This window comes from Hyphomonas sp., assembly GCF_046313735.1.
In the GTDB taxonomy this organism is placed as follows: domain Bacteria; phylum Pseudomonadota; class Alphaproteobacteria; order Caulobacterales; family Hyphomonadaceae; genus Hyphomonas.
The window spans coordinates 45,606-65,231 of record NZ_JBKBXW010000005.1 but is presented as its reverse complement, the minus strand read 5'-3'; the positions used below and the strand labels follow the sequence as shown (position 1 = coordinate 65,231).

General features: G+C 64.6%; 21 protein-coding genes. 7 read left to right on the top strand and 14 right to left on the bottom strand.

Annotated elements, in window-relative coordinates; genetic code table 11:
* Window positions 1-72 precede the first annotated feature (72 nt).
* Window positions 73-948, top strand: a complete 876-nt coding sequence (locus tag ACK4SV_RS04045; protein ID WP_409916519.1) for a RimK family alpha-L-glutamate ligase — start codon at window positions 73-75, stop codon at window positions 946-948.
* 3 nt (window positions 949-951) lie between these two features.
* On the opposite strand, the gene ACK4SV_RS04040 is transcribed toward ACK4SV_RS04045, so the two are convergent.
* The 3 genes from ACK4SV_RS04040 to nth all read right to left on the bottom strand — a co-directional run bounded on the left by ACK4SV_RS04040 (window position 952) and on the right by nth (window position 3,801).
* Window positions 952-1,302 carry a hypothetical protein gene (locus tag ACK4SV_RS04040; RefSeq protein ID WP_409916518.1) on the bottom strand — a complete coding sequence of 117 codons (351 nt, stop codon included), beginning with the start codon at window positions 1,300-1,302 and terminating at the stop codon, window positions 952-954.
* A gap of 13 nt (window positions 1,303-1,315) precedes the next feature.
* Complete coding sequence (locus ACK4SV_RS04035) at window positions 1,316-2,797, bottom strand: S41 family peptidase (protein WP_409916517.1); 1,482 nt, start codon at window positions 2,795-2,797, stop codon at window positions 1,316-1,318.
* Between the two features lie 242 nt (window positions 2,798-3,039).
* Window positions 3,040-3,801 (bottom strand): endonuclease III, encoded by a 762-nt coding sequence (nth, locus tag ACK4SV_RS04030; protein ID WP_409916516.1) that lies wholly within the window; start codon window positions 3,799-3,801, stop codon window positions 3,040-3,042.
* Window positions 3,802-3,882: 81 nt separating this feature from the next.
* Here nth and ACK4SV_RS04025 point away from each other — a divergent pair, with 81 nt between their 5' ends.
* The gene (locus ACK4SV_RS04025; RefSeq protein ID WP_409916515.1) at window positions 3,883-4,371 is read left to right on the top strand and encodes a DUF2244 domain-containing protein; all 489 of its coding nucleotides are present in this window, start codon (window positions 3,883-3,885) and stop codon (window positions 4,369-4,371) included.
* A gap of 129 nt (window positions 4,372-4,500) precedes the next feature.
* The gene (locus ACK4SV_RS04020) at window positions 4,501-5,832 is read left to right on the top strand and encodes a cytochrome P450 (RefSeq protein ID WP_409916514.1); all 1,332 of its coding nucleotides are present in this window, start codon (window positions 4,501-4,503) and stop codon (window positions 5,830-5,832) included.
* A gap of 73 nt (window positions 5,833-5,905) precedes the next feature.
* Here ACK4SV_RS04020 and ACK4SV_RS04015 read toward each other — a convergent pair whose 3' ends face one another.
* Entirely contained in the window at window positions 5,906-7,456 is a 1,551-nt protein-coding gene (locus ACK4SV_RS04015) for an MBOAT family O-acyltransferase (RefSeq protein WP_409916513.1), read from the bottom strand.
* Window positions 7,457-7,462: 6 nt separating this feature from the next.
* On the bottom strand, window positions 7,463-8,446 hold the full coding sequence (locus ACK4SV_RS04010; RefSeq protein ID WP_409916512.1) for a hypothetical protein: 984 nt from the start codon (window positions 8,444-8,446) through the stop codon (window positions 7,463-7,465).
* Between the two features lie 215 nt (window positions 8,447-8,661).
* On the opposite strand from ACK4SV_RS04010, the gene ACK4SV_RS04005 reads away from it, so the two are divergent.
* Together ACK4SV_RS04005 and ACK4SV_RS04000 are read left to right on the top strand one after the other, a co-directional pair.
* Window positions 8,662-9,333, top strand: a complete 672-nt coding sequence (locus tag ACK4SV_RS04005) for a nitroreductase (RefSeq protein ID WP_409916511.1) — start codon at window positions 8,662-8,664, stop codon at window positions 9,331-9,333.
* A gap of 44 nt (window positions 9,334-9,377) precedes the next feature.
* Window positions 9,378-9,989, top strand: a complete 612-nt coding sequence (locus ACK4SV_RS04000) for a DUF1287 domain-containing protein (RefSeq protein WP_409916510.1) — start codon at window positions 9,378-9,380, stop codon at window positions 9,987-9,989.
* 8 nt (window positions 9,990-9,997) lie between these two features.
* Here the strand turns inward: ACK4SV_RS04000 and scpB are convergent, their stop codons facing one another.
* The 5 genes from scpB to ACK4SV_RS03975 all read right to left on the bottom strand — a co-directional run bounded on the left by scpB (window position 9,998) and on the right by ACK4SV_RS03975 (window position 14,973).
* Window positions 9,998-10,993 (bottom strand): SMC-Scp complex subunit ScpB, encoded by a 996-nt coding sequence (gene scpB, locus ACK4SV_RS03995; protein ID WP_409916509.1) that lies wholly within the window; start codon window positions 10,991-10,993, stop codon window positions 9,998-10,000.
* Window positions 10,994-11,003: 10 nt separating this feature from the next.
* The gene (locus ACK4SV_RS03990) at window positions 11,004-11,837 is read right to left on the bottom strand and encodes a segregation and condensation protein A (RefSeq protein ID WP_409916508.1); all 834 of its coding nucleotides are present in this window, start codon (window positions 11,835-11,837) and stop codon (window positions 11,004-11,006) included.
* Entirely contained in the window at window positions 11,834-12,868 is a 1,035-nt protein-coding gene (nagZ, locus tag ACK4SV_RS03985) for a beta-N-acetylhexosaminidase (RefSeq protein WP_409916507.1), read from the bottom strand. The genes ACK4SV_RS03990 and nagZ overlap by 4 nt, the downstream gene beginning before the upstream one ends.
* A 2-nt stretch (window positions 12,869-12,870) precedes the next feature.
* Window positions 12,871-13,698: an SPOR domain-containing protein gene (locus tag ACK4SV_RS03980; RefSeq protein ID WP_409916506.1), complete on the bottom strand. Its 828-nt coding sequence runs from the start codon at window positions 13,696-13,698 to the stop codon at window positions 12,871-12,873.
* 102 nt (window positions 13,699-13,800) lie between these two features.
* The gene (locus tag ACK4SV_RS03975; RefSeq protein ID WP_409916505.1) at window positions 13,801-14,973 is read right to left on the bottom strand and encodes a deoxyguanosinetriphosphate triphosphohydrolase; all 1,173 of its coding nucleotides are present in this window, start codon (window positions 14,971-14,973) and stop codon (window positions 13,801-13,803) included.
* Between the two features lie 27 nt (window positions 14,974-15,000).
* Between ACK4SV_RS03975 and erpA the strand changes: the two genes are divergently transcribed.
* Complete coding sequence (gene erpA / locus ACK4SV_RS03970) at window positions 15,001-15,342, top strand: iron-sulfur cluster insertion protein ErpA (protein WP_409916504.1); 342 nt, start codon at window positions 15,001-15,003, stop codon at window positions 15,340-15,342.
* A 452-nt stretch (window positions 15,343-15,794) separates the two neighbouring features.
* Complete coding sequence (locus ACK4SV_RS03965) at window positions 15,795-16,964, top strand: epoxide hydrolase family protein (RefSeq protein WP_409916503.1); 1,170 nt, start codon at window positions 15,795-15,797, stop codon at window positions 16,962-16,964.
* A gap of 7 nt (window positions 16,965-16,971) precedes the next feature.
* On the opposite strand, the gene nusB is transcribed toward ACK4SV_RS03965, so the two are convergent.
* The 4 genes from nusB to ACK4SV_RS03945 are packed head-to-tail and all read right to left on the bottom strand — an operon-like array spanning window position 16,972 to window position 19,614.
* Window positions 16,972-17,436 (bottom strand): transcription antitermination factor NusB, encoded by a 465-nt coding sequence (nusB, locus tag ACK4SV_RS03960; RefSeq protein WP_409916502.1) that lies wholly within the window; start codon window positions 17,434-17,436, stop codon window positions 16,972-16,974.
* Window positions 17,436-17,864 carry a 6,7-dimethyl-8-ribityllumazine synthase gene (gene ribH / locus ACK4SV_RS03955; RefSeq protein WP_409916501.1) on the bottom strand — a complete coding sequence of 143 codons (429 nt, stop codon included), beginning with the start codon at window positions 17,862-17,864 and terminating at the stop codon, window positions 17,436-17,438. The genes nusB and ribH overlap by 1 nt, the downstream gene beginning before the upstream one ends.
* Window positions 17,864-18,988: a 3,4-dihydroxy-2-butanone-4-phosphate synthase gene (ribB, locus tag ACK4SV_RS03950; RefSeq protein WP_409916500.1), complete on the bottom strand. Its 1,125-nt coding sequence runs from the start codon at window positions 18,986-18,988 to the stop codon at window positions 17,864-17,866. The genes ribH and ribB overlap by 1 nt, the downstream gene beginning before the upstream one ends.
* The gene (locus tag ACK4SV_RS03945) at window positions 18,985-19,614 is read right to left on the bottom strand and encodes a riboflavin synthase (RefSeq protein ID WP_409916499.1); all 630 of its coding nucleotides are present in this window, start codon (window positions 19,612-19,614) and stop codon (window positions 18,985-18,987) included. The genes ribB and ACK4SV_RS03945 overlap by 4 nt, the downstream gene beginning before the upstream one ends.
* Window positions 19,615-19,626: the final 12 nt, after the last annotated feature.

The following is a 19,626-nucleotide window of genomic DNA, read 5'->3' as shown; positions in this document are numbered from 1 at the left end:
GGCCGTGGACACAAGGCCCGAGGCTGGCTAGAGCGCACGCCTTGCGAAACTGCCAGCCCGGAAGGCCGCCAGATGACAAAGATTGCCTACCTTGCCAGCCGCGTGACCCTGCCCGGCTCAGCCATCCGCCGGACAGATGCGTTCGAGCATGATTTCACCATGGATGCGCTGCGCCCGGCTTTTGCCGCCCGGGGGATCAGCATTGAGGACGTGTCCTGGGACGACCCGAAGGCAGACTGGGCCGGCTATGAGGCGGTGATCATCGGGACGACCTGGGATTATTGGGACCGGCTGGAGGACTTTCTGGCGGCGCTGGAGCGGATCGAGGCCGTGACGCGGCTGTTCAATCCTGTCTCGCTGGTGCGCTGGAATGCGCGCAAGACATACCTCAAGGACCTTGAGGCGAAGGGTGCGAAGCTGATCCCGACGCTCTGGATCGACAGGTGCGGCGAAGCCGAGGCGCGGGCGGCCTTCGACACGCTGGGCGCGGAGCGGCTGGTGTTCAAGCGGCAGGTCGGCGCGGGCGCGAAGGGGCAGCATCTTCTGGCGCGCGGCGAGGCCGTGCCCGAAATGCCCCACCCGATGATGGTGCAGCCCTTCCTGCCGATGATCAAAGAGGAAGGGGAGCTGTCCTTCATCTTCATCGATGGGGAATTCTGCCACGCGCTGGTGAAGCGGGCGCAGCCGGGCGATTACCGCATCCAGTCGAGCTATGGCGGGCGGGAAGAGGCAATCCAGCCATCGGCGGAAGACCTTGACGCTGCAAAGGCAGTGATCGGCACGCTGGACGCGGCCCCGCTCTATGGTCGGGTGGACATGCTGCGCGGCGCCGATGGCGGGCTCCAGCTGATGGAGCTCGAAGTGATCGAGCCGTATCTCTATCCGAAGGAAGGCCCGGAGCTCGGCGAGCGGATGGCGGCGGCGATTGCGCGGCGGCTGGGCCGCTGACCGCTATTGCACGGCCCGGCAGCTGACGCCCGGCAGGGCGAACATCTCGTCCGTGCTCTGACGGCGAACGAAGCATCCCTCAGGCGTCAGCAACAGGTCGAACAGTTCCGGCATGGCGGGGCTGTTGCCTTCAAGCGGGGTTGGCGGCGGCGGCAGGACGGAGATGACGGAGTCGCGTGTCAGGTCGCCTGCACCAAGCTCAACCCGGCCGCGGCCGAGCGCTTCGGCCAGCACGCGCCGGAGGGTTTCGACCTCTTCGGCGCCTTCCGTTTCCAGTGTTGCAGGGCGCGCCGCCGTCTGGCACGCGCCAAGCACGGCGGCGGCAGAAACAGCCATCAGCAGGCGGAGGATCATCGCGGGCGCCTCGTCATTGCGGCAACGTCATATCGCGGTTGGTCTCGAAGATCGAGGGTCGCGGCGCTTCAAGCGGCAGGCCACCGGGGAGCCGCTCCACAACCGTCTGCGAGGGCGTGAGTTCTCCGGCAGCAGGGGATGGGCAGCTGAGCGTGGCCCGGTAGCCGAGCGCGGCGGAGAGAAGGCGTTCCTCAGGATCGCCGAGTTCCCTGCTGAAATCATCTGACACCTGGCATCCCGGCAGGCGAATGCCGAATGGCGCCGAAGAATTGTTCGGGATGAAGCCATCGGCATAGTCGCCAAAGCCCACATCATTCGTGCCCTGGAACTGGATGGTGTAGTAGGTCTCGCCGCAATTGTCCTGCGGGTAGAAGCCGAAGGGCTTGCCGCAGGTGGTGTTGCCGATGAGGACAACTTCGACCCCGATGCCGCGCAGGCCGTTGATGACCGCTTCGCTCGCGCTGCAGGTGCTGGCGGTGGAGAGGACGAAGACACGGGGCAGATTCAGTGCCGGAAGGGGCGTGCCGCTGGCGAGGGTGAAGCCCTGCCCGGTGCTGGAAAACGGAATGGGATTGTTGATCTGCCCCGTAACCGGATTGCGGTTGCCCGCTGCGGCATTGAAGCGGAGCCGCTCGAATGCCCGGCCCTGTGTGCGGGCCTGGCCGGCGATCATGTAGCTCAGCTGCGAGGCAACCGCGAGAAGGCCGCCGCCATTGTAGCGCAGGTCGAGCACAAGATCATTCACGCCGGCGGAACTCATCGCCAGCATCGCGTCATAAATTTCCCGCTCACTGACGAAGGGGCTGAATGTGTTGAACAGCACATAGCCGACAGGGCCGGTCGGCGTATTGATAACGGACGTGCGGTTCACAGGCTTTGGCGAAAGGTTCACCGATGTCATCGTGATCGAACGGGCTGCCCCGCCGGGGTTCTGCACTTCAAATGTCGTGGTCACGCCAGGCTGGGACGGGAACAGGGCGGCATTCAGCGCATTCACATCCGACTGAGAATTGGCATTCACAAGATCGATGCCATTGACGCGCAGGATCCGCGCACCGCGCACGAGGTTTGCCTGCCCCGAAACCACTGTCGAAGCCGGTGAATTCGGTTCGGTATATCGGATGCGGACATCTCGCGGCGGTGTATTGGAAAAGATCAGAAGGCTCGCGCCGTAGGTTGCACTCGGCGCGGCATTGCGGCGAGCAAGGAACTCGGTCGTCGGTTCGCTGAAATGGAAGTCGTCCTTCTCCTTGCCGGAGGGGGTCAGGGCGAAGGTGCGCAGGATGTTGAAATAGCTGCGCCGGTCCGCGAAGTCAGCCGGGTTGCGGTCCTGCACTTCGGTGTTCCAGAGATAGGTCTCATGCGTCCAGGAGCGCAGCCAGAACCGCTCCTCCAGAGCCGTGCCTGCCCGGTCCGGGAATGGGCGGCCCTCCATGTCGACGCCCGTGCGCGGGGCTGCACAGCGATCCTTGAACGTGCTTGCCGCTGCAAACACGCCCTGCTGCCAGGTGGGCCCGGAGCCGCCCGGCGGCGGGGGTGGAGGTGGCGGAGATCCGGGCGGCGCGCTGCTGCCGCCACCGCCGCCGGAACAGGCCGCCATGACAAGCAGCCCGGCAAGGGCCGCAACAAGCCGGCGCGGTTGCCGGGGAGCCGCTTTCCACAACCCTTGATGCATTGCGTCTTCATCCTCTGGTTCTGGCTTACTTCGGCAGACTTTCGGGAAGCGAGGCGGACGGGTCAAGTTGTATCTGCCGCCCTTCTCGGACGCTTCGGGCCAAGGCCTGCAGATTGGGCGGGATCCGGTGTCTTCGGTTTGTGCGCGCAGAGATGGGCGATGGCGCATTGCCAGCAGGCCGGGCTGCGCGCCTTGCAGACATAGCGCCCGTGCAGGATCAGCCAGTGATGCGCGCCCTTCTTGAAGTCCGGCGGGGTGATGCGCTCGAGGCCCGCCTCGACCTCGTCCGGGTTGCGGCCCGGGGCAAGACCGGTGCGGTTGGAGACGCGGAAGATGTGCGTGTCGACCGCAATGGTCGGCTCGCCGAAGGCTTCATTGAGGACAACATTCGCCGTCTTGCGGCCAACACCCGGAAGCGTCATCAGCGCTTCGCGCGTGCGGGGGACTTCGCCGCCGAACTCCTCGATCAGCTGGCGGCTGAGGGCTATGACGTTGCGCGTCTTGTTCCGCCACAGGCCGATTGTGCGGATGTGAGCGGCGACGCCTTCCTCACCCAGGGCGAGCATCTTTTCCGGTGTGTCAGCAATGGCGAACAGTTTAGCGGTCGCCTTGTTGACGCCGACATCGGTGGCCTGCGCAGAGAGCGCGACAGCGACCAGCAGCGTGAAGGGGTTGACGAAGTCGAGTTCCGTGCGCGGGTCAGGCCGGTCGGCGGCGAGGGCGGCGAAAAGTTCGCCGGCCTGCGCGCGGGTGAGCTTTGCGCGGGGGGGGCCGCGCTTGCGGCGGGCGGCGGGTCTGGGCGTATCAGGCATAGGGTGAGGCATAGAGCGCCCTTCCCGGCGTGCAAGGGCGTGCTAGGTTTTTAGCCTGTCCGGCCCCTGCCGGTGGAGGATACTGGCGCAGGCATGACCGACCCGGCCGAAACGATCTACATGGACGCTGTGCTGACGCCCAACCGGTCGCTCAGCCCGCAGGGGTTTCGGGTATTCATCGTGGCGATGGGCACGGGGTTTGCCCTGCTTAGCCTGTTGTTCTGGTCGATGGGCGCGCTGCCGGTCCTGGGCTTTTTCGGGCTGGACCTGCTGGCGATCTGGCTGGCGCTGCGCTGGTCGTTCCGCCAGCAGCGGGAAGAGACGCGGGTACAGGTCACTGCGCGGGCCGTGCGCCTGCACCACCGCGACGCGAAGGGCCGGGAGAAGCGCGCCGAGGTGCCCTCCGCCTTCGCCCGGGTCGAAATCGAGGAGCCCGCAGGGCCGCAAAGCTGGCTGCGGATCGAGCATGGCAACACCGCCTGGGTGATCGGACGCTTCCTGACGCCGGACGAGCGGACCGCCTTCGCAGGCGCCCTGCGACGGGCCATCGCGGCTGCACGAGCCGAGCGCCATCCGGGCTGATCACCGGCCATCGCGCGCCGCGCAAAAAAATGACGCAAGCGTCATGGTTTTTTCAAACAGGCTATGCTAAATACTCCTCATCAGGCGATTTGCCCCGATCAAGAGGGCCGGAACCAAGGAGGAGCAGGCATGGCTGCCGACACCGTTTCTTTCATCGATCATCCCGCGCTGCAGCGCCCGAAGGTGACCGAGCGCGAGCCGATGCACGCGACGAACCTGCACTTCAACGCGCCGATCCCGCCGGCCTCCGAAATCGATCTTTCGACGCTGAACCTTATTGACCCGGAACTGTGGCGCCGCGGCGGCTACTGGGACCGGTTCGAGCGGATGCGCAACGAAGCCCCCCTGCACTACTGCCCGGACTCCCCGGCTGGTCCCTATTGGTCCGTCACCCGCTACGACGACGTCATGGCGATCGACACCGACCACAAGCGCTTCTCCTCCAGCTGGGAGTATGGCGGCATCACGCTCGGGCCGCCGATCAATGACTTCGAAATGCCGATGTTCATCGCCATGGATGAGCCGCGCCATTCTGAACAGCGCAAGACCGTGCAGCCAGCCGTCGCGCCGGACATGCTGAAGGTCTATGAACCGCTGATCCGCTCCCGCACGCAGGGCCTTCTGGACAGCCTGCCGGTGAACGAACCCTTCGACTGGGTAGACACCGTCTCCGTCGAGCTGACGACGATGATGCTTGCGACGCTGTTCGACTATCCCTTCGAGCGCCGCCGCGACCTCACGCACTGGTCGGACACAGCGACCGGCCTGCACAACCCGGACATCTGCCCGGGCGGCGAGGAGCAGTGGAAAGCCGAGCTGATGCAGTGCCTGATGACCTTCATGGGCATCTATCAAGAGCGTCAGCAACAGCCGCAGAAGCCGGACCTAATGAGCCTGCTCGCGCATGGCGAGAAGACCAAGAACCTGACGCCGATGGAACTGCTCGGCAATGTGATCCTGCTCATCGTCGGCGGCAATGACACGACCCGCAACTCGATGACGGCTTCGGTCTATGCCCTGAACAAATTCCCCGGCGAGTATGCCAAGCTGAAGGCCGATCCCTCGCTGATTCCGAACATGGTGTCCGAGACGATCCGCTGGCAGACGCCGCTCGCCTATATGCGCCGCACGGCGCTGGAAGATGTCGAAATGCACGGCCAGACGATCCGCAAGGGCGACCAGATCGCCATGTGGTATGCTTCCGGCAACCGTGATGAGCGCTTCTGGGATCGCCCGAACGACTACATCATCGATCGGGCGGATGCGCGCCGTCACCTGTCCTTCGGCTTCGGCATCCACCGCTGCGTGGGCAACCGCCTCGCCGAGCTGCAGCTGCGCATCCTCTGGGAAGAGATCATGGAGCGGTTCGAGCATATCGAAGTGCTGGCCGAGCCCTCGCTGAACTCCAACGCCTTCGTGAAGGGCTACACCTGGATGCCGGTAATCCTGCACCCGAAATAATCCTGTCTGATATCTCCAGACACCCTTCGCCCGTCCTGCCACCGCAGGGCGGGCGTTCTCTTTCGGGGCCTCGTCAGAACTGGAAGTAGACGAATTCCTTCACGTCCGACATCAGCGACAGTGCGAAGATGAAGGCTGCGGCAGCGGCAACACCTGTTGCAATGCCGGGGGTGAAGCGCAGGCGCGTGGTGACTGGCGAGGTGTCCGTTGCGGAATTCTGCCGGTCGATGATTTCCTGGGAGTTCGGCAGGCAGAAGACGGTAAAGACGGCCAGCAGGTAGGGCAGCAGCTGGAAAACCTGGTTCACAAGCTCCGTCAGCCCGCCGCTGCGCAGCACACCCAGCGGCCCGGCGACGAGGATCGACTGGGCGAGCGCGTCGGCAGCCTCCGGCCCGATCAGCCCGTTGAAGCCGAACATGCCGCCCATGACCGACATGGCTGAGCCGAAGCTCGGCGCGGCGAAGAAGCACCAGGCGATCATCACGGCGATCAGCGTCAGGATGCGCGACGGCACGACACCGAGTTCAATGGCGCGGCCAGCCTTGGCCTGACGCTCGCAGAAACCGTTCCAGGCATGGTTGACCAGCAGGTAGGCCCCGTGCAGCCCGCCCCAGACCACGAAAGTCCAGGCCGCGCCGTGCCAGAGCCCGCCGAGCAGCATGGTGATGAACAGGTTCACCGACCTTCGCGTGCCGCCGCGCCGGTTACCGCCGAGCGGGATGTAGAGATAGTCGCGCAGGAAACGTGACAGCGTCATGTGCCAGCGCCGCCAGAAGTCGATGATCGAGTTCGCCTTGTAAGGCGAGTTGAAATTATAGGGCAGCCGGATGCCGAACATCCGGGCAAGGCCGATGGCCATGTCGGAATAGGCGGAAAAGTCGAAATAGAGACCGAGCCCGAACGCAGTTACGGCGAGCCAGGCCTCTCCGAAGCCCGGCGGTGATGCGGTGGCCGTTGCGAAGACCGGCGTGGCGAGGCTGCTGAGCGGATCAGCGAGGGCAAGTTTCTTGACGAGGCCGATGACGAAGAAGGCAACGCCTTCAGCGAACCGGTCCGGCTGGAAGCCGAAGGTGCGGTCGTCCTTCATCTGCGGCAGCAGTTCGTAATGGTGCACGATCGGCCCGGCGATCAGCTGCGGGAAGAACGACACGAACAGCATGTATTCGAACAGCGTGTATTTCGGGTCGTGGCCGCTCTGCAGGTCGGCGATGTAGGCGATCTGCTGGAAGGTATGGAACGAGATCGCGAGCGGCAGGATGACAGCGCCGATGGCAAAGTCGATGCCGGTCAGCGCCGTGACGGTTCCTGTCAGGAAGGTCGCGTATTTGAAATAGCCGAGCCCGGCGAGGTTTGCCGCGATGCCGCCCGCCGCCCACAAACGCGAGGTGGCTGCCCCCCGCTCCCGGCGCACCTTTATGATCTGCTGGCCGATAAAGTAGTTCGTGACGATCCAGCCGATGAGCAGCCCAAGGAAGGGCACGCTCCACCATCCATAGAAGACGAGCGAGGCGGCCAGCAGCCAGATGCGCGCAGACCTCGGCCCGCTCGCGCGCGCCAGCAGGAAGAAGCCGAGCAGCACGACCGGCAGGAACAGGAAGATGAAGACCTGCGAATTGAACAGCATGGCGCGTCAGCACTCCCCGTCCGGATCGCCGGGCGCGCATGGAGCTGGCGCCTCTGCCTCAAGGATCGCCTGCGCAATGAGCCGGCTGAAAGCAGCTTCATTCGGGTGCAGCAGGTGCATCGCGTCTGCGAATTGATCTGATGAGAGGTTCAGGGACCCGCCATCGACCAGCAGGACGTCGTCCGGCAAAGCGGCGCGCATGCGCGCCCGCCAGTCGGAGAGCAATTTCCCATCCGGATCCCGGTCCGCCTGCCAGCCGGGATCGATCGGCGCAATGGCCACAACCAGCCGGACGCCCCGGGCGCGCGTGAGCGCCTCAAGGCGTGTGAGTTCACTGTAACAGGCTTCTGAAATATTGAGGTCCGGCCACCAGTCGAACGGCTCCGCAAAAACCGCCGAGCCAAGTCCATCTTCGTGCAGCGCGACGCCGAACCCACCGGTGCCCCGCGACTTCTGGAAGGCGTAGGTGAATAGATGCATCGGCCGGAAGCCGGTGATGTAAGGCGCCCATTCCGGCACGCGCCGGTCAAACACCGCGCCGGCAAGTTGCCGATCAAAAAAGGCGGCGTCCCCCGGACGGCAGCCCTCAAAATCCTGCGGTATAAAGGAGGTCACGAGCGTGTCCAGTTGCGGCATACGCGGCAGCAGGAATTCTGTCAGATAGGCTGTCTGGTCTACATTCAGGAAACACGGGGCGGCATTCAGGGATGGTTTTCCCAGGCTTTCCTGAACGACCGACATGTCGAGATTGCGCCAGGTCGCCGACGAACCAACACTGGCAACCTCCACCGTCTCCAGATCCGTCTTGGATAGGAAGTCCAGCTTTCCGTCGATGCACCAGGTAGCCACGTAGGGCGGCGGCGCGAGCAGCCCGGCCCGCGCAAGGCCGGCATGTGCCGCTGCCGCTGCCAGAAGCCCGGCAAGGCTGCAGAGCGCAAAAGCGAGCAGGAAGATGCGCGCACTTCCGCTGGATTTCAGGCTCTCTGCCATGATCGCTCCGCTCCGCAGTTAGGCGCCTGTCGCGACGGTACGGAACGCCCCCCGTGCAACTCCTATGCCTTTTGCGGCAGACCACAAGACAAGCGGCGCGTTCAGACAACGAAGGCAACGGCACTGATTTCGCTGGATGCAGCCACGATCAAACGCTTGGCTGCCGCTGCGAAAGCCCGGCTAGCGAGGGGCAAACAAATCAAGGAGCCGCTCTCATGGATGTATCGACCGTTGTGGCAAAACGGATTTCGACGCGGGGCTTCCTGCCCGATGCCCTGCCATTGGAGGAGGTCAAAGCCTGGCTCACAGCAGCCCAGCGCGCGCCCTCTGGCGGGAATACCCAGCCCTGGCGCGTGATCGTGGTGACGGGTGAAGAGAAAGACAAGGTGATCAGCCTCGCCCAGACAAAGCTGGCGCAGAACCCGGCCGGTGAGCCGACCGACCGGCCGATTTATCCCAAGGGATTGTGGGAGCCGCATGAGGCGCGCCGCCGCCGGGTCGGCGAGATGCTTTATGAAGCGCTCGAAATCCCGCGGGAGGACCGTGCCGGGCGGATGGCCTGGTTTGCCAACAATTTCCGCTTCTTCGGCGCGCCGGTGGCGGTGTTCCTGGTGATCGACGAGCGGATGGGGCATGGCCAGTGGGGCCATGCGGGGATGTACCTGCAGACCCTCGCCCTGCTGGCCGAGGAGCGCGGCTGGGGCACCTGTTTCCAGGAATGCTGGGGAATCCTCCGCCCGAGCCTGAAGACGCATTTCGGCCTCGGCGAGACGGAGATGGTCTGGTGCGGCGTCGCTGTCGGCAAACCGGACCCCAATGAGAAGGCCAACCGCCTCTATGCCGAGCGTGCCCCGCTGGAAGAGGTCGCGGAGTTCCGGGGGTTCTGAGCCCCTGCCGCATTGCTGCCGGAATGGCGGGGTTTGATGGCGGCATGGTGACACGCCGTGCCTTTCTTGCGACGGGCCTTGCCCTGGCTACGCTGCCGGCCCTGCCTGCTGCGGCAGACCGCGTGCCGGGCTGGACGGCGCAACTGCTGGCTGCGGCGCGCGCGCAGATCGGTGTCACTCTGGGCTATGATCCAGCCTATTCCTCAATGAGCTATCCGGGCGGCGACGTCCCCCGCGAAACCGGTGTGTGTACGGATGTTGTGATCCGGGCCTATCGCGACGCTTTCGGGCTGGACCTGCAGCAGCTTGTGCACGACGACATGCGGGCAAACTTCTCGAGCTACCCCGCCCTGTGGGGACTTACGCGTACCGACCGGAACATCGACCACCGCCGCGTGCCGAACCTCGAGCGCTATTTCGAACGCAGCGGCCTGAAACGAGACATGCCCGGACGGCGGGAGGACTGGCAGCCGGGCGACCTAGTCACCATGCGCCTGCACGGGCGCCTGCCGCATATTGCGATCTTTTCCGGCCATGACCGTCCGAGCGGCCGCGCGCGCTACATCCACAATATCGGCACAGGCACGCGCGAGGAGGAAATCCGCACGGATTATGACTCGCCGATGCGCTTCAGGCTGGTTCCGCCCGGTTATTGAACCGGCCGCTATTCCCCGTCGGTCCAGCTGTCCATCGGCTGCTGGGGCACACGCGTTTCCTTGCGCAGGCGCATCACGGCGGCCTTGATGTCTGCACCGTCGAACTCGTCGCGCTCTTCGTCAGAGCGTTCCGGCGCGCGGGTGAAGTTGAAGACGCTGACGCCGTCATCCTCTTCGAATTCGGGCTCTTCGGAATTGGCAGTTTCGCCGGCAGATTCGATAACGCCGGCCTGCGGATCATCTTCTTCCGCCGGGGCGGGCGCTGCCTCAGCGCCGACGAAATCGGTGACGAAGGATTCGACATCCTCGAGATCCGCAAGATCATTCACGAGGAGGTCGTCTTCGGTCAGGGCTTCCTCATCCGGCATCTGGAAGCCTGCGGGGATCACGTCAGACAACAGGCCTTCGGCTTCGAGGTCTGCCTTGCCGGGCAGCGTGTCGAGGCTTTCGAGGCCGAAATGTTCGAGGAATTTGTCGGTTGTGCCGAAAGTGACCGGCAGGCCCGGCGTGCGGCGGCGGCCGCGCGGGCGCACCCAGCCGGTTTCGAGCAGCGTGTCGATCACCGTCTTCGAGACGGCGACCCCGCGCACAGCCTCGATCTCCGCGCGCGTGACGGGCTGGCCATAGGCTATGATGGCGAGCGTTTCCATGGCGGCCTGGCCGAGTTTCTTCTGGACCTGACGCTCTTCGACGAACAGCCAGGAGAGGTCCTCCGCGGTCTGGAAGCGCCACTTGCCGGCGACTTCGACGAGGTTCACGCCGCGCTTGCCATAGACCGCGCGCAGCGCCATCAGCACCTCGCCCGCCTCGATGCCCTGCGGCAGGACCTGCGCGATCTGGTCGGCCGACAGCGCCTCGCCGGCGGCAAACAGGATGGCTTCGGCGCGGCGCACACCTTCGGCCAGCGCTGCATCGCGCCCGCCAAGCAGGTCGTCCTCGGCGCGCTTGCGGGCCTCTGCCAGCTGGTCGATGGGGCTGCGTTCTGCGGCCTTGTCTTGCGTCATGGGCGGGGCCTCAAGCGGTTGCATCGGTCAACTCCGGCGCGCCGGCGGCGGCCCGGCGAAGATAGATCGGGGCGAAGTGCCTGTCCTGCCGCAGATCCACCTCGCCGTCGCGGGTGAGTTCGAGGGCGGCGGAAAAGACGCTCGCGGTGACTGACCGGCCGGGCACTTCGGGGCCGATTTCGGTCATGGCGGTGCGGATATCGTCGAGGCTCGCCCATTGGTCGAGCCGCTCGCGCAGGGCCCGCAGCGTGGTGCGGGCAACTTCCAGCGGCAGCACGGGCTGCACCTCGATGCGGTGCGGGCGTTCCTTCTCGCGCCGATCGCGGATGGCGCCGAATGCGGCGGTGAGATCATAGAGCGTGCCGGTGTATTCGGCGTGGCGGATGACTTTCGGCTGTATCGGCGCGCCGCGCAGGTGCACGACTTCGCCGAGGATCGGTCCGGCTTCGAGTTCGCGCACGGCCTGGCGCATGGCATCGAGGCGCTTCAGGCGGAAAGAGAGGCGCGCGGCCATTTCCTCGCCGTCCGGCGCATCATCCTCAAGCGCTTCGGGCTTGGGCAGCAGGAGGCGCGACTTCATGAAGGCGAGCCAGGACGCCATCAGCAGGTAATCTGCCGCGATGTCGATCCGCTTCTCGCGCGCCGTCTCGATGAAGGCGAGGTATTGTTCGGCGAGCGCCAGCATCGACAGTTTCAGCAGGTCGACCTTCTGGCGGCGGGCGAGCTCCAGGAGCAGGTGCAGCGGGCCTTCATAGCCGCCGATCTCGATGGTGAAGAGGTCTGCGCCTTCGGCGTCCTCCGCGCCCGCCGAGAGGGCATCAATGGTGATTGCGTCTGTGCTCATGCCATCGCCTCCCGCCCGGGGAACAGTTCATGGAAACGGCGCCAGGCGGGTGCGGGCTCGAGCGGTTCCAGGCGCTTGCCGATTGCTTCGGCGGCCGCAGCGCGCGCCTCTGCCTTGCCGGAGAGATGCGGCGCGGCGCGGGCGACTTCGGTCATCTCGGCGAGGATCGCGGCAGAATCCTTGAGGAAGCCGGAACAGTGCAGCAGCACGTCGCAGCCCGCCGCGATGGATGCCTCCGCGCGTTCGGTGAGGCTGCCGCCGAGCGCCTTCATACCAAGGTCGTCGGTCATCAGGAGGCCGTCAAAACCGATCCGCCCCCGGATGATGTCCTGCACCATGATCTTCGAGACCGTGGCGGCCCGGCCCGCATCATAGGCCTCATAGGCAATGTGCGCCGTCATCGCCATCGGCGCATCGGCGACGCGTGCAAAAGCGTCGAAATCGGTGGCAAGCTCATTCTGGCCGGCCGTGACGCGCGGCAGTTCCAGATGGCTGTCCGCGACCGAGCGGCCATGGCCGGGAATATGCTTGATGACACCCGCAACGCCGCCGGCGGCGAGACCATCGAGTGCGGCACGGGCAAGGTCTGCGGCCTGGGCTGGCTCGGTGCCGAAGGCGCGGTCGCCGATCACATCATGCGCGCCGGGCACCGGCAGGTCGACCACAGGCGCGCAATCGGCATGGATCGACAGGGCGGCGAGCTCGGCAGCGATCAGACGATGGCCGAGCCATGTCGCTTCCCGGCCGAGGGCGGGGTCCTGCTCATAGAGCGCTGCATAGTCCGCTCCTCGCGGAAAGAGCGGCCATTCCGGCGCCTTAAGGCGCGCAACACGGCCGCCTTCCTGGTCTATGAAGATCAGCGTCTGGCGCCCGGTGGCCGTCCAGATATCGGCAACCAGCCGCCGCACCTGCTGGCGCGACACGCAGGAGCGGCCCATGAGGATGATGCCCCACGGGTTCTCCGCCGCGAGGAGCGCAGCTTCCGGCGCCGTCAGTTCCGGCCCGGCGACGCTGAGAATGCAGGCTTTCACCACTAACCCGTCACCACGATGCACGTTGCACCGGATTGCTTCACCGCATCGCAGAAGGCAACCGCCTCAGCGCGTTCAGCGAAGGCGCCAACGCGAAGCCGGTAGAACACACCTTCTGCGCCAAGGTCTGCGCGCTGGATCCGCTTGGTCGCACCGTGGTACAATTCTGGCGAAGACGCGGTGAGCCGCTTCCAGGCGGTTTCAGCCGCCTCTTCACTGCGGTGCGCCGCAAGCTGGACAAGGAACTGGCCGTTTTCCGTGAAGGTGAACCGCGCCTTTGCGGCCAGCGGCTCCACCGGCTCCGGCGGGCGCAGGGTAACGGCCAGGCGCGGCGGCTCGGCTACCGGCGCGTCTGCTACAGCCGCAGCGGGTTGCTGCGCTGCAGGGGGCTCGTCTTGGACCGATGCTGCAGGGCGATCTCCGGGAATGGCGAGCGGCGCCGGGCGAAGATCACGCGGCGCATTGGCCTCCAGAAGCTGCATGTCGCCACCAGCAAGCGGCGCTGGCGGCTCCTCAGCGGCGGCGCCAGCCCGGCCGGATTCCATGGCGTTATAGAACGTCATCTCGCGGTGGGGCACAGGTTGGCCGCCCGGATCTTCCGGCGGATGCTTGAAGGGCTGAACATCGGAGTAAATCTTCGGAATGTCCCCGGCAGCAGGCCGCACGCCCTGCCGGTAGGTGTTCCAGATCACACCGACGAAGATGATCAGCACGCCCGCCGCAATGGCCAGGATCAGCGGGCCGCGCGCGGTGTCGTCCTCGCGCACGTCAAAGCCGCGATAATCGTCCTCGAACGGGCTTTCCTGGTCTGCCATGTCCCGTCGGCTCATGGGAGAACTCCTTTGGAATCAGTCATCAAAGTTAAAAAATAGGACGGCTTCCTTAACGATGCTTGAAAGCAGCGGATAAACTGGCGTCCTGTTGCGGTTGCGTCAGGTCAGCGCGCGCGTGTCAAACAGGCGGCGATGCTCCTCCAGGGCGAAGGAATCGGTCATGCCGGCCACATAATCGCACACGATCCGGGCCCGCTGGGGCGTTTCCAGCGGCATGGCCATGCCGCTCCAGGGCGGGGGCAGCGTCTCAGGCTCGTTCAGGAACACCTCGAACAGGTACGCGAGCACACGTTTTGCCTTCGACCGCATCCGGTTGACCCGGTAATGCTTGTACATCCGCGCGTACAGGAACACGCGCAGCGCCCGCTGCGGCGCCTCCATGGCGTCTGAAAAGGCAATCAGCGGCTCCCCCAGCGCGCGCACTTCGGCAGCAGAGCCGGGCTTCACGCGCGCGATGCGGCGGCGGGTTTCCTCGACCAGGTCGTTTATCCACAGGCCGATAAGCCGCCGGACGGCCTCATAACTGACCATTCGGTCATCGATTTCGGGATACTCGACCCGCACACCCCGGAACACATCGCCGACCAGCGGCAGCTCCATCAGGTCGGCGACCGTGAACAGTCCTGCGGCGATGCCGTCATCGATGTCGTGATTGTTGTAGGCAATGTCGTCGGAGAGCGCGGCGACCTGCGCTTCAGGCCCGGCAAACTGGTCGAGCTCGAGGGTTTCGAGCTGCGGGAAGTCCCGGAACGCCGCCGGCAGGGAGGTCACCGGCGTATCGGGGCCGGTGAGCGGGCCGTTGTGCTTCACCAAGCCTTCCAGGGACTCCCAGGTAAGGTTCAGGCCCGGAAACTGCGGATAGCGCCGCTCCAGCCGCGTGACGATGCGCAGCGACTGCGCATTGTGGTCAAAGCCCTGATAGGGCGCCATGCAGGCGTCCAGCTGGTCCTCGCCCGCATGGCCGAAGGGCGGGTGGCCGAGATCATGGCTTAGGGCGAGGGTTTCAGCGAGGTCCTCATCGAGGCCGAGGATTCGTGCGATCGTCCGGGAAATCTGCGCAACTTCAAGCGAGTGCGTCAGGCGCGTGCGGAAATGATCGCCCTCATGGGCCACGAAAACCTGGGTTTTCTGTTTCAGACGCCGGAACGCGGTGGAATGGATGATCCGGTCGCGGTCGCGCTGGAAGGGCGTACGCGTGGCCGAATCTGCCTCCTGATGGAAGCGTCCGCGGGTATCTTCATGGCGCGTTGCGTAGGGCGCTCTCTTTTCCATTTGGAAAATCGTCCTTATCTTGCCTCTATGACCGAAACGACCGCCCCGGATGTGACCCTGACCGCCTCTGCTGCCAAGCGGATTAATGCGATTCTCGCCAAACAGGACGGCGCGGCCTTCCTGCGCGTGTCGGTGGAAGGGGGCGGGTGTTCGGGCTTCTCCTACAAGTTCGACTTTGCCGGCGCGGCCAATGCCGATGATGTGGTGATCGAACGTGACGGTGCCCGTGTGCTCATCGACGAGATGAGCCTCGAATTCCTGCTCGGCTCGGAGATTGATTTCTCGAGCGAACTGATCGGCGCGGCGTTCAGGATCCGCAATCCGAACGCGACGGCAGCGTGTGGCTGCGGGACGAGTTTTTCGGTCTGAGCAAGGTCGCGGGCGTTGGCGTGGTCTTTCTCCCTAAAAACCCTCTCAACTTCGGCTGTGGTACTCTTGCCTACTGTAGGCTTGGCATACCTTGAAGGCATCGAATATGCGGTGTTGGTTGTGACGTCCTTGGCAATCTGGGCCTCGGGACTAATGGCTATTATCCACTCAATTGCAGTGGCCCAGAAGAATCCCAACACCTCGAAGTTTGCCTTGGGAGCCTTCGCGATGTCGAGCGTGGTGCTTTCTGCGATCCTCATTTTCTTCGGATTCGGACAGTTGGTCTTGTTGGCTTGGGCAATCAATTTTCTCCTCTTGTTGTTTGAAGGGTCGGCGCAACTATTGAGGCATTTCAAAAATTTGTTCGACGCAATCAGCAGCGCGGAGGCGGGCCCTTCGCGCCTTGCTCGGGATGACAGGCTGACTAGAGTTCCTCAAAACGAGAGAACGCCATGACCCAGCCAAGCCCCTTCACCCTCCACATCCCGGACGAGAAACTCGCAGCCATCCGCGCGCGGGTGGAGGCGTATCGATGGTTCCCCGCGCCGGCGAATGAGCAGGGCTTTGCCTATGGCATGTCGACGCCGGTGATGCAGGACCTCCAGCGCTACTGGCTGGAGCGGTATGACTGGCGCGCGGCGGAAGCAGAGCTGAACCGCTGGCCGCAGTTCACGGCGGATGTGGACGGGCAGACCATCCATTTCGTGCATGTCGTCGGCGAGGCAGGCGGCAGGCGTCCGCTGCTGATCACGCATGGCTGGCCGGGCAGCGTGTATGAATTCTGGCAGGCAATCGGCCCGCTGGCTTATCCTTCCGAGCACGGAGGAAAGGCAGAAGACGCCTTCGATCTCGTCATCCCGTCCCTGCCCGGCTATGGATTTTCCGGTAAGCCTGCCTCCCCGATCGGCCAGCGGGCAACAGCCGCGCTGTGGGACAGGCTGATGCGGGGCGTGCTGGGCTATGACACCTATCTGGCACAAGGCGGCGACTGGGGCAGCCTTGTTACCTCATGGCTTGGCAGGAACCATGGCGCACATGACGGCAAGGGCGGCTGTCGCGCGATCCATCTGAACATGATGGGGCTCAGGCCCACGCCGCCTGTTCCTCAGACGCCGGAGGAAACGAAATGGCTGCAGCAATCACAAATGATGATGCAGATGGAAGGTGCCTATTTGATGCAGCAGGCGACCAAGCCGCAGACGCTGGCGATGGCGCTGATGGATTCGCCGATGGGCACGGCGGCGTGGATTCTGGAGAAGTTCCATGGCTGGAGTGATCTGTCCGAACGCGGACTATTCGAGGTGTATACCCGCGACCAGCTCCTGACGAATGTGATGATCTATCTCGTCACGGACTCGATTGCCACGAGTGTCTGGTATTACAACGCCCTCTTCCAGGAGGGCGGCAATGGCCTGCCCGAGGGCGAGCGCTGTGAGACGCCGATGGCGTTCGCAAACTATCCCGGCGAGCGCTACATGCTCGCCCCGCCGCGCAGTTGGGCGGAGCGCGCCTACAATGTGACGCGCTGGCGCGAGATGCCCCGCGGCGGGCACTTCGCCGCGATGGAATTCCCGGAGGTGTATGTGGCGGATGTGCGGGCGTGGGCGCGGGAGGCGGGGTGAGCTGAAGCTAAGCCCGCAAATCCTTGCCAACATTCTGAAGCACGGCGTTCGCGAACTTCGCGTCGCTTTCTTCGAAGAAGTCGTATGCGAGGGACACATACTCATCCAGGATCACAGCGTCAGAAAGCTCCTGATGCTGAATGAATTCCGCCGCGCCGGCGCGCAGCAGGGCGCGCATGGTGGTGTCGAGGCGGGTGAGTTTCCAGCCTTCGGCAAGGCGGGCGAGGATCGCATTGTCGATCCGCGCCTGATGCTCGACGACGGCATTGACGATGGATTTGAAAAGGTCTGGGTCTGCCTCTTCAATGGGGTTTCCGTCAGGGCCAAGGCCGAGACGGTCTTCCATGAAGTCGCGGATCGTGGCGCGGGCGGATTTTTCCGTCTGGTCCATCTCGTAAAGCGCCTGCACAGCCGCAAGGCGCGCCCCGGCCCGGCGCGCGCGCGTGACCTCAAAGGGCAGCTTGGGGCTCATCAGCGGATCAGCTCTTTCCGGAATTTGATCATGGCGAGGCAGGCGTTCGCCGCATCGGCGCCCTTGTTCCCCTGTTTGCGGTCCGCCCGGACGAGGGCCTGGGCCTCATTCTCGACCGTGAGGATGCCATAGCCGATGGCCTGGCGGCGCTGGACGATCAGGTCCATCAGCCCGCGCGCGCTCTCGCCGCAGACATAGTCGTAATGCGAGGTTTCGCCCCGGATTACGCAGCCGAGCGCGACCGAGCCGTCGAACCGGCCGGAATCGGCGGCCATCGCGATCAGGCCGGGGATTTCGAAAGCGCCGGGCACTTCCATGACGGTGACCTTCGCGCCAGCGGCCTCCAGCGCCTCGAGCGCGCCAGCCTCCAGCTCATCGCTGATATGTTTGTAATAGCGCGAAATCGCGACAAGCACGCGGTCGGCCATCAGGTGTTCTCCTCGTTCAGGCGGCGCCAGCCCTCTATGGTCAGGCCGTATCCGTCAAGACCCGCAACGCGGGTCGGCTGCGTATCGGACATGTAGATCATGCGGCGGACACCGAGTTCGCGCAGGATCTGCGCCCCGATACCATACTCGCGCAAGGGGGCATGGGGGTCGCGCGGGGTGGCCGATTTCAGGCCGAGGCGCTCGGCAATGGCGCCGGGATGCATCGTGTTGACGAACACGACGACGCCCGGCTCCGGCGCCTTGGCAATGATGCGCATCGCCCGCTCGACAAGGCCGGAGCGCGGCCCCTTCTCGCCCAGGATATCGGCGAGGACATCGGTGCGGTGAACACGCACCAGCGTGGTCGCGTCCGGGGTGATGTCGCCATGCACGATGGCGATGTGTTCGGAATTATCCAGCGTATTGCGGAAGCAGACCGTACGGAATCCGGTGCCATAGTCTGAATCCAGCGGAGCATCGATGCGGCGCTCCAGGAAACGGTCGTTCTGGCGGCGCCAGTGGATCAGGTCGGCAATGGTGCCGATCTTCAGGTTGTGAAGCTGGGCAAAAGCGACCAGCTCCGGCAGGCGGGCCATCGTGCCGTCATCATTCATGATCTCGCAGATGACACCGGCCGGATAGAGGCCCGCCATGCGGGAGATATCGACGGCCGCTTCGGTATGGCCGGCGCGGACCAGCGTGCCGCCTTCCTTGGCGATCAGCGGAAAGACATGGCCGGGTGTAACGATGTCATCATGGTCCTTCGTCGGATCAATCGCGACGGCAATCGTCCGGGCACGGTCATGTGCGGAAATGCCGGTGGTGACGCCCTCTTTCGCCTCGATCGAGACGGTGAAGGCCGTGCCCATGCTTTCGCGGTTGTTGCGGGTCATCATGTCGAGTTCGAGCGTGTGGGCGCGCTCCTGCGTCATGGCGAGGCAGATGAGGCCGCGGCCATACCGGGCCATGAAGTTCACGGCTTCGGGCGTGGCAAAGTTCGCCGGGATGACGAGGTCGCCCTCATTCTCGCGGTCCTCGGCATCGACGAGGATGAACATGCGCCCATTGCGGGCGTCTTCGATGATTTCCTCGATGGAGGAAATGGCGGCGTGGAATTCGCTCATGGGCCGTCTTGTCCTTCGGGCGCATCGGCGCCGATCATGCGCGCCACATAGCGCGCCAGCATATCAATTTCGAGATTGACCTTCGCGCCGGGCTGCAGCGCGCCAAGAGTGGTCACTTCCCATGTGTGCGGGATGATGGCGACCTGGAAGTCGCCATTGGCCAGCGCAGCGGCGACCGTCAGCGAGACCCCATCAATGGCCGCAGACCCTTTGGTGGCGAAATAGCGCGCGATGGCGGCAGGCGGGCGGATGGTGACGCGGAAGCTCTGGCCCTCGGGCTCGACCGAGACGACCTCGCCGACACCGTCCACATGGCCGAACACGAAATGCCCGCCGAGCTCATCGCCGAGCTTGAGGCTCTGCTCGAGATTGACGCGCGTGCCCTCCTGCCAGCTGCCAAGCACGGTCTTCGACAGCGTTTCCGGCACGGCTTCCACAGCGATCCAGGCACCCCGCTCCCCGGGGCCCATTTCCACAACTGTGAGACACACGCCGGAATGCAGCACTGAGGCGCCCATGGCGATTTCGCTCAGCGGATAGCCGCTTTCGACCTCGAACCGCGTCAGGCCATTCCTGTGCTCGGCGCGGCGGACAGTCCCGACATCGGTAACGAGGCCTGTAAACATTGGGGTTTTTCC